This window comes from uncultured Actinomyces sp., from assembly GCF_963542285.1.
In the GTDB taxonomy this organism is placed as follows: Bacteria; Actinomycetota; Actinomycetes; order Actinomycetales; family Actinomycetaceae; genus Pauljensenia.
The window spans coordinates 63,876-77,003 of sequence record NZ_CAUTWQ010000003.1 but is presented as its reverse complement, the minus strand read 5'-3'; the positions used below and the strand labels follow the sequence as shown (position 1 = coordinate 77,003).

The window sequence follows — 13,128 nt, the reverse complement described above, 5'->3', positions numbered from 1 at the left end:
TAAGGAGAGGAATGCATAGGTCCAGTCGCTGGATCGCTCAGGCATTGAGCGCACAGCTCCACGGAAACGACGTCGAGGTCACCGGGACAGTTGAAACGGATTCACGCGAAATTCGTCAAGGCTCTCTCTTTGTTGCCCGGCGTGGGGAAAATAGCGATGGCCATGACTATCTGGGTGCAGCTGAGCGCAATGGCGCGGTGGCGGCAATCGTTGAACACCCGTGTGACTCGCCTTTGACGCAGATCATTGTCGAGGATTCGACGATCGCGCTGGGCGAATTGGCTCGGGCCTACCTTTCAGATTTGCGTTCGCACCAGAAATTGGACGTGATCGCAATGACCGGTTCGGTGGGAAAAACAACGACCAAGGACCTTCTTGCGGCGATCATGAGCGCCGATGCCCCGACCGTTGCTCCTCAGCTGTCTTTTAATAATGAGGTCGGACTTCCTCTCACGGTTCTGCGTGCCGATGAGTCGACCCGCCACCTTGTTCTGGAAATGGGAGCCTCCGGACCTGGACACATCGCCTATCTCACGCGAATTGCCCCACCTGACGCCGGAATCGAACTGATGGTTGGGCATGCGCACCTCGGGGGCTTCGGCTCTGTTGAAGGCGTACGCGATGCCAAGGCCGAGCTGATTCAGGGGCTCGTACCATCGGGAACCTCGATCTTGAACTTTGACGACCCGCACGTCATGGAGATGGCCGCTCATGCGCCCGGGCGAGTGGTCACCTTCTCGGCCTCGGGAAATAGTCAGGCAGATAGCAGCGCCCACGCGATTTCCTTGGATGAACAGGGGAAGGCTTCTTTCGAACTCCACCTCGATGGGCGAGTGCTCCCTGTGCACCTCGGGCTTGTTGGTATTCACCATGTTGCCAATGCGCTTGCTGCAATTACCGGAGCATGGACGCTCGGAATTGATCTTGATCAAGCCTGCGCCGCTGTTGAAGGTCGCAGGCCAGCCAGCCCACATCGAATGAGTATCCATGAACTTACCCTCAAGGGTAAGAAAGTGACTCTTATCGATGATTCGTACAATGCAAACCTCGATTCTTTCCGCGCGGGATGTAAAGCCGCTGGAGATTTGGCGGCGGGCAGGCAGTTGGTCGTCGTTGCCGGCGGAATGCTTGAACTTGGTGAAGCCTCGCAAAGTACCCATGAACAGGTTGCGCGTTTCTTTGATGAAGCGGGGGCTGATTGTGTTCTTGCGCTGGGGGAAGACTCGCAGTACTACTTCACTGAGCGAGGCGAGGACCACACTCACCGTCACCTGCGGAATGTTGACGAGGTACTTAGTGCATTAGACGGCATACTGGAAGATAATTCTGTTGTGTTCATCAAGGGCTCGAATGGCTCCGGTGCCTGGAAAGTCGCCGATCACCTAGTGGAGGAGGGCACTTTATGATTGGACTCATTATTGCCTTTGCAGTTGGTCTAGTCCTCTCAATTTCGCTCACCCCGCTGTTCATCCGTTACTTGGTACACAACCATTTCGGACAGTTCATTCGACAAGACGGCCCCACGTCGCATATGACGAAGCGTGGCACCCCGACAATGGGCGGCGTTGTTATCATTCTCGCCACTGTCGTTGCGTGGTTTATCGGAACCCTGATTAACGGTGGGCTTCCCTCATGGTCGGGAATCCTGCTGGTATTCCTGTTCGTGGGAATCGGGTTCATCGGACTGCTTGATGACGCACTAAAAATCATGCATCAGCGTTCGCTTGGCCTGCATGCATGGGCAAAGATCGTTGGGCAAGTTGCTGTTGCCTCGCTGTTCACGTGGGGTATTTTGACGATTCCGAATGTTCACGGTCGCACTCCGGGCATCTTTGATATTTCTCTTGCTCGTCCCCTCGGATTGACCTTTATCCAGTGGGGGATTATTGTGGCCGTCATTCTTATTGTCTTGTGGGTGAATTTCATCGTTTCCGCCTGGTCCAACGCAGTGAACTTGACCGATGGTTTGGATGGCTTGGCCGCCGGTGCAGGTATTTTTGTTTTCGTCGCCTACACCTTCATTTCGTACTTCCAGCTGCTTCAGTCCTGCTGGGGGGACACGATTAATGTTGCTGCGTGCTACGACACCCGAGATCCTCTTTCCATCGCAATTTTCTGCTCCTCTTTGGTTGGTGCCCTGGCAGGTTTCCTGTGGTGGAATGCTTCGCCTGCCCAGATCTTCATGGGCGACACCGGCTCCCAAGCCATTGGTGCCGCAGTCGCAGGTGTTTCAATCCTGACCGACACTGAGTTCCTTGCAATTTTGATTGGCGGGCTCTACGTCATTACGACTCTTTCGGATGTCATCCAGATCGGCGTCTTCAAACTCACGCACAAGCGTGTTTTCAGAATGGCTCCTTTGCACCACCACTTTGAGCTCAAGGGCTGGAAAGAAATCACCATCGTTATTCGCTTCTGGCTCATCGCAGCGCTTTTCGCTGTGATGGGAGCCGGTCTCTTTTACGCGGAATGGGTGTCACGACTGTGAATTGGCAGGGCCGCTTTGCAATCCTCGGTTGGGGAGTGTCTGGGAAGGCATCAGCACACGCACTTGTAAAACGCGGTGCGCAGCTGTGCGCCTTTGACGGGAGAGCCCGCGAGGATGACCAGTCTGAAAACGACGCGAACATCGAGTTTGTCAGCGAAGCTGATTCCGATGCGCTCGCTCGGGCGGCCATTGATTGGAAGCCCGATTGCATTGTTGTCTCTCCGGGAATCCCCGCTCACCATCCCATTTTTCCAGCGGCCGCAACTGCCGGTATTGAGCTGATTGGCGAGGTCGAACTGGCTTGGCGTCTTCAAGAAGATTCCGAGCACGCAGGCCGTGCATGGCTATGCGTTACTGGAACCAACGGCAAGACCACGACGGTTGGCATGCTGGGAGCGATGCTGCGAGCAGCAGGTGAAAATGCCGTCGAAGTAGGTAATATCGGCCTTCCCATTTGTGAAGCTATTGACACCGATGCAACGGTCTTCGCTGTCGAGCTCTCCTCCTTCCAGCTGCACACTGTATCGACTGTTTCTCCGTTGGCTTCTGTGTGTCTGAATGTCGATGCCGATCATCTTGATTGGCATGGCAGTGCACAGGCCTATGCAGCAGATAAAGCGAAGGTTTATCACCTGACTCAAAAAGCCTGTTTCTATCCCGCATCCGATATCACCGTGGAAAACATGGTTGCCGAGGCCGATGTCGTCGAGGGAGCTCGGGCAATTGGATTGACCTTGGGGATCCCCTCAATTTCTCAGGTCGGTTGGGTTGAGGATGCGCTCGTTGAACGTGCCTTTGTTGAGAAACGCCATATGCAGGCTCAATTTTTAGCTGAAGTTGATGACCTTCGCGTTGCCTACCACGACGGTGTTACGGATGCTGCGCGTATGGATGCAACTGCTGCAGCCGGTCTTGCGCGTGCCTTTGGGGTTTCGCCTAAAGCGGTTGCGGAAGGCCTTCGAAGCTTTACCCCTGCTCATCACCGGCGTGCAGTAATTTCACATGCAGCCGATGTCACTTGGATTGACGACTCTAAGGCGACAAATGCCCATGCGGCTGTCGCTTCGCTGTCTGGACTTACTCCTGGCACTGCGGTTTGGATTGCAGGAGGAGATACGAAGGGCCAAGAGTTTGGCGACCTGGTTGCCCGCGTTGCTCCGCTTTTGCGAGGTGTTGTTGTCATTGGCAAGGATCGCAGTGCGATTGTGAACGCGCTGCACCAGCGTGCACCTCAAGTTCCCTTCGTTGAGGTCGACGGACATGAGGATTGGATGTTCTCTGTCGTTAACGAGGCCGTGGCTCTGTCCCGCCCGGGAGATACTGTTGTGCTCGCCCCGGCGTGTGCATCCTGGGATCAGTTCCGTTCCTATGCGCAACGCGGGGATGTCTTCCGCGATGCGGTGAAACGTCTTGAAGCGAATTGGGCGGCGCAATGAGCTCCCTACTGGAGCGCCTGCATATCCCGCGTTTCGAATTTGCGTCGAAAGAACGTGGAGATCGGGTGTATTCGCCTGTCGCCACCTACTATCTGATCGTTATTCCCGCGCTCATTTTGACCGTTTTCGGTTTGGTGATGGGGTTTTCAGCTTCTGCCGTGACAACTATCGCCAGTGGTGGCAGTCCCTACGCTGCATTCTTGCGTCAGCTGCTCATTATTGGCGTCTCCTTCCTGCTTGCAGCGATTTTTATCCAAAGGATCCCCTCGGCAGTCTGGTACCGCCTTGCACCGGCCATTTATCTCGCAGCCCTGTTTTTTCAGGCGCTAGTCATGACACCACTGGCGGCATCGCAGGGCGGAAACACTAACTGGGTGTCGCTTCCCGGACTTGGAACATTCCAGCCCTCGGAGTTTCTCAAACTGGCGTTGATCGTTGCCTTGGGACGCTCACTGTCACGGGAAGGTGCTCGCCGCAATGACTGGCGACAGATGGCAGTCACGGTAGGGCTCCCTATTCTCGTTGCTCTTGTTGACGTCATGCTCGGTAAGGACATGGGCACCGCGATGGTCATGGCTGCGGGTGCATTCGGCGCCATCTGGGTTTCACGGCTTCCGCGCAAGTGGTTTGCAGTTATTTTTCTTTCCGCGATTCCGGTTGTCGTCTTCTTAGTTTTCCAAAACCCCACGCGCCTGAAGCGAATTCTTGCAGTTCTTCCGTGGAACCGCCCCGCGCGTAACCTTTCGGCCCCCGAGCAGATTGATCACGCGCTGTGGGCACTTGGCTCGGGAGGGCTAACTGGCCTTGGTCCTGGCGCATCTCGAGAAAAATGGAACTATCTCCAGGCCGCGCATACAGACTTTATCTTGGCAATTATTGGAGAAGAATTCGGCCTCTTGGGGACACTGACCGTTGTTGCGTGCATCTGTTTGATGATTTGGGGGATGGTACGGCTCATCCACTCAACTAATTCGTTCTTCGCAACAATTGTCAGTGGTGGCGTCGCTGCTTGGATCGGCACTCAAGCGATTATTAATATCGCTTCTGTGACGGGGCTTGGTCCGGTTATTGGTGTGCCTCTGCCGCTGGTGTCTTATGGCGGTTCGTCCTATCTCTTCACGATTTCGGCTATTGCATTGGTTGCTGCTTGCGCGCGTGAGAACGCGGGTATGACTATGGGCCTGAAATTTTCGGCGGGTTCCTCGCGCGACCCACGTCTTTCGCGTCGACGCCGCCGCGCAGGAAAGGCTAGTGCTGGATCTACGGAAGGAACACGATGACAAAGAAAATTGTTCTTGCAGGTGGCGGCACCGCTGGGCATGTGAACCCCTTACTGTCGACCGCACTGGAACTTCGTTCACGCGGTTATGACGTCGTTGCTCTTGGAACCTCTCAAGGTCTGGAAACAACGCTGGTTCCCGCTGCGGGTGTCGAGTTGGTGACTATTGAGCGTGTTCCGCTGCCACGTAAACCTTCTCTACAGTTCTTCTCGCTCCCGGAACGCATGAAGCGTGCGATCGCGCAGTGCCGCTCAGCCCTGAGCGGCGCAGATGCGCTCGTTGGTTTCGGCGGATATGTTTCTACTCCCGCCTACCTTGCCGCACGAAAGATGAGCCTTCCGATCATCATCCATGAGCAGAACGCCCGTCCCGGACTTGCCAACCGAGTAGGTGCGCGCTGGGCATCGGCCTTGGGATTGACTTTCCCCTCGACTCCTCTAAAAGCGCAGCACGGAGTAACTGTGGTGACGGGCCTTCCTCTGCGTCCCGCCATCCAGGCTCTTGCTGCCGCCCGTACCACCGAAGAAGGACGTGAATCTGCGCGCCGCTTGGCGGCCTCGAAATTGGGGGTCGACCCCGATATGCAGACTCTGCTGATCACGGGTGGCTCCTTGGGGGCTCTCAATGTGAACCGTGCGATGGTGAAAGTCGCTGCTGAGCTACCCGACGGGGTGCAGGTCGTTCACCTCACCGGCAGGGGGAAGGACCAAGAGGTTCGCGATGCGGTGAAGGCAGCAGGTGTTGCTGACCGTTGGCATGTCATTGACTACCTCTCAACAATGGAAGATGCACTTGCCGTTGCTGATTTGGTCGTGTGTCGCTCGGGTGCGGGTACGGTTGCCGAAATGACCGCACTCGGACTGCCTTGCGTGTATGTTCCACTGCCCATTGGTAATGGAGAACAGAAGCTGAATGCCGCGGATCATGTTGCGCAGGGTGGTGCGATTCTTGTTGCTGACCACGACCTGACCGCCGATTACGTTCGAGGCATGATCTTCCCGCTGTTGGGAAGCGAAAAGCTTTCTGAAATGGCCATCGCTTCCCGCGCGCTTGCGCGCCCCGACGGCGCTCAACAACTTGCTGACCTTATTGAATCGACTCTTCAGAAGAAGGAACAGAAGTGAGCACAACCCATCGCTTCCATCTCATCGGTATCGGCGGCGCTGGAATGTCAGTGGTTGCTGAGCTTCTCAAGGATCGCGGTCTTGAAGTTTCGGGTTCTGACCAGAAGGAATCTCCCATTCTTGATCACCTCCGTCATGCAGGAATTGAAGTTTTTGTCGGTCATGATGCTGCCCATGTTCCCGCTGACGCGGTAGTTGTTGTGTCCACCGCAGTGCGTGAGAGTAACCCGGAGCTGGCCGAGGCCCGTCGACGTGGACAAAGCGTCATTCACCGTTCCCAGGCTCTGGCTCTGGCTGCAAGCGGTATGCGTTTCGTGGCAGTTGCGGGAGCACACGGGAAGACGACGACTTCAGCGATGCTTTCGATGGCCCTTCGTGATTCCGGTGAGGATCCGTCGATTGCGGTAGGCGCGGTGATTCCTCAGCTGGGTTCGGGTGCGTACTTGGGCAGCGGTGATGTTTTCGTTGCCGAAGCCGATGAATCCGATGGCTCCTTCCTCAACTACACTCCGTGGATCGAGATTGTCACCAATGTTGAACCTGATCACTTGGATCGCTATGGGTCGCGCGAAGCTTTTGAGCAGGTTTTCGTTGATTTTGTTGGCTGTCTGCGCCCGGGCGGAACCTTGGTGTGCTGCGGTGAAGATGGTGGAAGTGCCCGTTTGGCCCGATATGCTCGAACTCAGGGCATCGATACCGTGACCTATGCGCGCTCCGGTCATGAGAGCGCAGACTTGGGCGGAAGCGCAGATGTCATCATCGAAGAGGCTCATACTGATGGCCATACCGCTTCGGCGCTGGTGGCCTGGAGTGATGTGAAGGCCGAAATTCATCTGGCAGTTCCTGGGATTCACAATCTTCTTAATGCCTGTGCGGCGTGGATTGCAGGCGTTCGCCTGGGAACCGACGCGCAGACTATGGCTCACTCTCTGGCTGCATTCGCTGGAACTTCTCGGCGCTTCGAGTTCAAGGGACAAGTTGGCACTCGTCGGCTGTTTGATGACTATGCACACCATCCCACCGAGGTCGCTGCAGCATTGCAGCAGGCTCGTACTGCGGCTGGTGATGGGGAAGTAAGCGTGGTTTTCCAACCGCACCTGTATTCGCGTACTCAGGCTTTCGCCGAGCGCTTCGCTCAAGCGCTTTCACATGCGGATTACGTCTACGTCTGCGATATTTATGGCGCGCGTGAGGATCCGGTGCCCGGCGTGACTTCGCAGCTCATTACTTCGCATCTCTCTCGAGCACACTACGTTCCAGATATGTATGAGGCTGCGCGTATGGCTGCCCGCGAGCTCGGCGAGGACGGAATCTTAGTTACTATGGGTGCTGGCTCAATTACACAGGCCGGTAGTGATGTTTTGGATGAGTGGGAGCGTGTGGAACAGGGGAGTGGCCAGTGAAGCAGCCCCCGCGTCCCCGTCGTTCTCGTTTTTCTTCTGTATCTGAGGCCTCGTCTGAGTCCCCGGAGGGCTTTGCCGCGCCCGAGGAAGCATCCGGGCAAGCTTCCTCTTCCGATACCGTCGCTTCTTCTCCCGAGGTTTCGATTTCGGATCGCCCTGCGCTCTCTTCGGCTCAGGCCTCGTCGGCCGAGGAGAAGGAAGAGACAGAACGCGCTGCGCGTAGGAAGCGGAACCGCGAGTTGCGTCGCGCGAGGCGTGAGGCAAGTGCACAGCCACCCAGTAGTGGAGAACTGCTCAACCGCCCACTGGGGCAATCGGATGCGGCTGCGATTTTGGGGTCTAGCGATGAGAGCGCAACGGCTGATTTGAATGAGAGGCGTCGTGAACGCACGCATGCGCATCGACGTCTTCTCCTTACGCGACTTGCCTCCGTCTGTGGCGCGGTCATTGTCGTGTGTGCTTTGGTGTGGGGAGTCTTCTTCTCGCCTCTTTTTGCCCTCGATATGTCAAAGGTATCGATCGAGGGACTTGGTGATGATACGACTACTCAAAACGAGGTACGTGCCGCGATCGAACCTTTTGCCTCTGTTCCGCTTCCGCGCCTTAAGACTTCTGCGATCGACGAGCAAATCGCGAAGGTGCGTTTGGTTCGTGAGGCTCATGCCCAGCGTTCCTGGCCGCGCGGATTAACCGTTCAGGTCCGTCCCCGGCAAGCGATTTTGGCGGTGAAAGAGGGGACTTCGTGGGCTTTGGTCGACGATCAGGGCGTAGAGGTTTCTTCTGCCTCGACGGCTCCCGAGGGAATGGCCCCAACGACCCTTCCCGACGGTGATCACCGCTCACAAGCTGCAGCTGATGTCGCGGCGATTTGGACAGCGATGGGGGATGATCTGCGCTCGAATATCACGATGATCACTCACGATGGCCAAACTGTCTCCATGACCTTGACAAATTCTCGAACGCTCAATTGGGGAGTAGCGAAGGACAACGATCTCAAGGCAAAAGTGGCGGCTGTTTTGATTTCGCAGCGTCAGGCGCGGACCTATGATGTGTCCTCGCCCGTGCATCCTGTCACTTCTTAACTTAGAGAAGCGACACGCCCGCGAATTGTCTTGAAGAATTCGGGTCTTGCCCCTACCTTCTTCCCGTCTACACGCAGGTCAAACATCAACCTTCTACTTGAGGTTTAAGGTTGGTGCGCAGAAAGAGGGCAAGGTTATGGTCGCACCGCAGAATCATCTGGCGGTTATCAAAGTCGTCGGAGTTGGTGGCGGCGGTGTTAACGCCGTCAATCGAATGATTGAAGTTGGCTTGAAAGGCGTTGAGTTCATTGCTGTGAACACCGACGCGCAAGCTTTGCTGATGTCCGATGCAGAGACGAAGTTGGACATTGGTCGTGACCTTACCCATGGCCTCGGCGCCGGAGCAGACCCCGCAGTGGGACGACAGGCAGCTGAAGACCATATTGACGAAATTACCGAGGCCCTTGAAGGCGCGGATATGGTCTTCGTGACCGCAGGTGAAGGTGGTGGTACCGGAACCGGTGCTGCTCCCGTTGTTGCGAAGATTGCGCGCACTGCAGGTGCCCTGACCGTCGGTGTTGTCACCCGCCCATTCTCTTTTGAAGGAAACCGCCGCGCATCCCAGGCTGATGCTGGTGTTGAGAAGCTCCGCGAAGAGGTCGACACCCTGATCGTCATTCCGAACGATCGTCTGCTTCAGATCTCAGATGCCAATATCTCGGTACTCGAAGCTTTCCGTGCCGCCGATCAGGTTCTGCTTTCTGGCGTTCAAGGTATTACTGAACTGATCACCACCCCCGGTCTGATCAACGTGGACTTCAACGATGTGAAGTCCGTCATGAAGGACGCGGGTTCCGCCCTCATGGGTATTGGCTCGGCAACCGGTGAAGATCGCGCTCTGCGGGCAGTCGAGTCCGCCATTTCCTCGCCGCTTCTTGAAGCTTCGATCGATGGTGCACACGGCGTCCTCATGTTCTTCCAGGGTGGTTCCGACCTGGGCTTGCAGGAGATCTACCAGTCTTCGCTCTTGGTTCGCGAGGCCGCGCATCCCGAGGCAAATATCATCTTCGGTTCTGTCATCGATGACTCCCTTGGCGACGAAATTCGCGTGACCGTCATCGCGGCGGGATTTGACGAGGTGGCATCCCAATCTTCTCCGGTAAATGAGCCCGTCGTGGCTCCTCGACCGGTCCACGCTCGTCAGGAAAAGACCGAAGCTCCAGCAGCTCCTCAGCGCCGCATCGGGGAGGTGGCCTCGGCTCACACCGCAGCTCACCGCGCGGATCCTGAATTGCCAACGCGCACCAACCAGATTCCGATTGCCCGCCAGAGCGAAGAAGAGTCGTCGAAGGAAGTTCCTTCCCTCGAAGTACCTCGTGTCTTCGAAGAGGAACAGCCTTCGGACGTCTTGGATATTCCTGATTTCCTGCGCTGATGAAGCACACTGACCTGCACGGTGCCCGCGTTTACTTCACTGAAGTCGGCGCGGGCACTGACCCATATCGGGACAACTTTGGGACGCACGTTGGCGATAGCGCGGATCTTGTGCATGAGCGTCGTCGTGAGCTTTCTGCCCTAATTGGTCATCCAATTGTTTGGATGAATCAGACGCATTCGGTGAATGTTGAAGCGCTTACCCCTGCGGGTGCCTCTCTTTCGTCACGGGAGTATCAAGGGGAAATAGGCCCCCTTGACTGCGATGGTGTCGTGATCGACGCACGTCAGTGGGAGCAAGCTCCAGCCTTAGCCGTGATGACGGCAGACTGTATGCCGATCTTGCTGAGTAGTGGAAACGGAGTCATCGGCGCAGTTCACGCTGGACGTGTGGGATTCCTCGGAGGGATTCTCGACCGAACATGTGAGGTTTTTGCTTCTTTTGGTGTGGACACCGCCGATATTCAGATGCTTATTGGGCCGTCTATCTGCGGCCGGTGCTACGAAGTCCCGACTTCAATGAAAGATCAGAGCGCGCTTATTGCTCCCGCGATAGTCTCGCGCACATCGTGGGGGAGTGATGCCCTAGATCTTCCCGGTGCGGCATTGGCATGGGCTGCGGAGCGCGGGATCACGGCCTCGTGGATCAATGAATGCACTCTGGAAAATCCCTTATATCATTCCTTTCGTCGAGACCCAGGCTGTGGGCGTTTCGCATCAGTAATTGCGACATGCCGACAGTCTTAACCGTGTGAATCGCTCCGGAGCATTACCTTGTGCTCAGGTCCCATTACGTAGAGGAGAGCATGATGTCAGGCTTCGGAGCAAAAGCACGCCAATTCATGGGTTGGTACACCCCGGAAGAGGTCGATGAGAGCACCTTGGACTTCCTTCCCGAAGAAGTTGAGGAGACAGAAGTGGCTCGCATTACCCCCGCGTCGAATGTCACGCCCATTCACCGCGAGGAACGCCGCAGCGTTCAGCAGGCGGATCTTTCGCGTATCGTCACCGTGCGTCCGCTGAACTACAACGATGCGCCGGCAATTGCCGAGCCCTACCGTGATGGTGTTCCCGTCATCATGAATCTTTCTGAGGTCTCAGATAAGGATGCACAGCGTTTCATTGACTTCGCTGTCGGCTTGACCTATGGGCTTCAAGGCGTATTTGAACGCGTCACCGATCGTGTTTTCCTTCTTTCGCCTCACAGCGTTGAGGTAACCGGCGACGTGACCGGCTCGAACCGTTCGGCGACTTCGCTCTTCGGGCGCTGATCATGATCTCCCAGTGGTTGGGGGGAGCGATTGCTCTTCTTGCGGGTCTGTACATGCTCGTGTTGATCGCGCGCATGATTTTTGATTGGATTCGCTTCTTCTCTCCACTGTGGCGGCCGTCAGGGGTCATTCTGCCCATCGCGAACCTGGTCTATGCGCTGACTGATCCTCCTCTTTCTTTCCTACGCAGGATTATTCCGCCGCTGCGTCTTGGAGGGAACGTTGCCATTGATCTGGGATTTATGATCCTGTTCTTGGCCACGATCATTGTTGAAAACCTTGGGGTTTTCGTTCGCAGCTTGGGCTTTTAGCTCCTGCGTTTGGCAGTGACCTCGGTTCTATCGCGGTTGCATGTCACCTGAGTAATAAGTGAAATATGGGGAAATTGGTGTTATTGTGACGCTAGTTCCGCTATTATTCCAGTGTGTAGTTCGGGTCATCCTCATCGGTGATCCGGTGACGCAAGCATACGAGCGTCACACAACAAGTACCGAGAGGTAAACAAATGGCTCTGCTCACAACCGAAGATGTGTTGGAAAAAACCTTCAACATCGTGAAGTTCCGTGAAGGATATGACCAGGTCGAGGTTGACGACTTCCTCGATGAGGTTGTCTCCACGATCTATACTCTCCAGGCTGAGAACCAGAACCTGCGCGAAGAGCTTGAGGCTGCTGAGCGTCGTGTCGCTGAGCTGTCCGGTGGCGAAGCCCCCAGCTACAAGCCTGCAGAAGAGGCCGCTGCTCCTGTCGTTGAAGAGCCCGTTGTATCCGAGCCTTCCGTCACCGAGACTGCTGTTGCTGCCCCTGCAGTCGCTGCTACTCCCGAGAGCGCAGAGTCGGCAACCTCGATGCTTGCACTGGCACAGCGCGTCCACGACGAGTACGTCCGCGACGGTCGCGAAGAAGCCGATCGCATCATCTCCGACGCAAATGCAAAGCGTGACGAAATTATTGCTGACGCACAGAACCAGCACCAGAACATTCTTTCTCAGCTGGATCAGGAGCGCGCACTGCTCGAAGGCAAGATCAACGAACTGCGTTCCTTCGAGTCCGAGTACCGTGCAAATCTGCGCGAGCACCTGGAAGGTTTGCTCCAGGAAGTGAACGCTGGAACTCAGAACTGATTTCGGATCAAGATCTCTATGACGGTGGCGCCTTCGCGGCGCCACCGTCATAATTCTTTATGTGAAGAAAAATAATCGCAGCATGCTCATCTGGGCGTACATCATTGCCTTAATCGCATTGGCAACGGATCAGGCTTCAAAGTTTTGGGCACTGAGGAATCTGAGTGATGGGCAGCAACGCCCGCTCCTTGGATCCTTCCTTAGGCTGGAGCTCACTGCGAATCCAGGCGCAGCCTTTTCCTTGGGCTCGCAGACGACAATCATCTTCACCTGTATCGCCTGCGTTGTTGTTACTGCGATTGTTATGTATCTTCCACGCGTTGAGTCGCGCTTGGTTGCCAGCGGATGCGCTCTGCTCCTTGGCGGTGCGGCTGGTAACTTAATTGATCGTTTTATTCAGGAACCCCGATGGGGAAGTGGCCACGTCGTCGACTTCATAGGATACGGGACTTGGTTCATTGGTAACGTTGCAGATATTTGGATTGTCTGTGCGGTCGTTATCCTGCTCATTGCAAGCTTTACCGGTAACAAGCACTCGGTGCGCTGA

Annotated in this window: 13 protein-coding genes; all 13 read left to right on the top strand. The window is 55.9% G+C overall.

Annotated elements, in window-relative coordinates; all coding sequences use genetic code 11:
* Positions 1 to 11: 11 nt before the first annotated feature.
* On the top strand, positions 12 to 1,406 hold the full coding sequence (murF, locus tag RW023_RS02380) for a UDP-N-acetylmuramoyl-tripeptide--D-alanyl-D-alanine ligase (protein ID WP_315579716.1): 1,395 nt from the start codon (positions 12 to 14) through the stop codon (positions 1,404 to 1,406).
* Positions 1,403 to 2,488 carry a phospho-N-acetylmuramoyl-pentapeptide-transferase gene (gene mraY / locus RW023_RS02375; RefSeq protein ID WP_315579715.1) on the top strand — a complete coding sequence of 362 codons (1,086 nt, stop codon included), beginning with the start codon at positions 1,403 to 1,405 and terminating at the stop codon, positions 2,486 to 2,488. The genes murF and mraY overlap by 4 nt, the downstream gene beginning before the upstream one ends.
* A complete protein-coding gene (murD, locus tag RW023_RS02370; protein ID WP_315579714.1) occupies positions 2,470 to 3,924 on the top strand; it encodes a UDP-N-acetylmuramoyl-L-alanine--D-glutamate ligase in 1,455 nt (484 codons plus the stop codon). The genes mraY and murD overlap by 19 nt, the downstream gene beginning before the upstream one ends.
* Positions 3,921 to 5,204 (top strand): putative peptidoglycan glycosyltransferase FtsW, encoded by a 1,284-nt coding sequence (locus RW023_RS02365; RefSeq protein ID WP_315579713.1) that lies wholly within the window; start codon positions 3,921 to 3,923, stop codon positions 5,202 to 5,204. The genes murD and RW023_RS02365 overlap by 4 nt, the downstream gene beginning before the upstream one ends.
* Positions 5,201 to 6,328 (top strand): undecaprenyldiphospho-muramoylpentapeptide beta-N-acetylglucosaminyltransferase, encoded by a 1,128-nt coding sequence (gene murG, locus RW023_RS02360; protein ID WP_315579712.1) that lies wholly within the window; start codon positions 5,201 to 5,203, stop codon positions 6,326 to 6,328. Before RW023_RS02365 ends, murG begins: the two co-directional genes overlap by 4 nt.
* Before the next feature lie 44 nt (positions 6,329 to 6,372).
* On the top strand, positions 6,373 to 7,731 hold the full coding sequence (gene murC, locus RW023_RS02355) for a UDP-N-acetylmuramate--L-alanine ligase (RefSeq protein ID WP_399499266.1): 1,359 nt from the start codon (positions 6,373 to 6,375) through the stop codon (positions 7,729 to 7,731).
* Positions 7,728 to 8,813, top strand: a complete 1,086-nt coding sequence (locus RW023_RS02350; RefSeq protein ID WP_315579710.1) for an FtsQ-type POTRA domain-containing protein — start codon at positions 7,728 to 7,730, stop codon at positions 8,811 to 8,813. The genes murC and RW023_RS02350 overlap by 4 nt, the downstream gene beginning before the upstream one ends.
* Before the next feature lie 136 nt (positions 8,814 to 8,949).
* On the top strand, positions 8,950 to 10,188 hold the full coding sequence (gene ftsZ, locus RW023_RS02345) for a cell division protein FtsZ (protein WP_315579709.1): 1,239 nt from the start codon (positions 8,950 to 8,952) through the stop codon (positions 10,186 to 10,188).
* A complete protein-coding gene (locus RW023_RS02340; RefSeq protein ID WP_315579708.1) occupies positions 10,188 to 10,934 on the top strand; it encodes a polyphenol oxidase family protein in 747 nt (248 codons plus the stop codon). Before ftsZ ends, RW023_RS02340 begins: the two co-directional genes overlap by 1 nt.
* 59 nt (positions 10,935 to 10,993) lie before the next feature.
* Positions 10,994 to 11,458, top strand: coding sequence for a cell division protein SepF (locus tag RW023_RS02335; protein ID WP_315579707.1), 465 nt, complete (start codon positions 10,994 to 10,996; stop codon positions 11,456 to 11,458).
* A gap of 2 nt (positions 11,459 to 11,460) precedes the next feature.
* Positions 11,461 to 11,769 (top strand): YggT family protein, encoded by a 309-nt coding sequence (locus tag RW023_RS02330; protein ID WP_048712172.1) that lies wholly within the window; start codon positions 11,461 to 11,463, stop codon positions 11,767 to 11,769.
* A 194-nt stretch (positions 11,770 to 11,963) separates the two neighbouring features.
* On the top strand, positions 11,964 to 12,581 hold the full coding sequence (locus RW023_RS02325) for a DivIVA domain-containing protein (protein WP_315579706.1): 618 nt from the start codon (positions 11,964 to 11,966) through the stop codon (positions 12,579 to 12,581).
* An 82-nt stretch (positions 12,582 to 12,663) separates the two neighbouring features.
* Positions 12,664 to 13,128, top strand: a complete 465-nt coding sequence (lspA, locus tag RW023_RS02320; RefSeq protein ID WP_315579705.1) for a signal peptidase II — start codon at positions 12,664 to 12,666, stop codon at positions 13,126 to 13,128.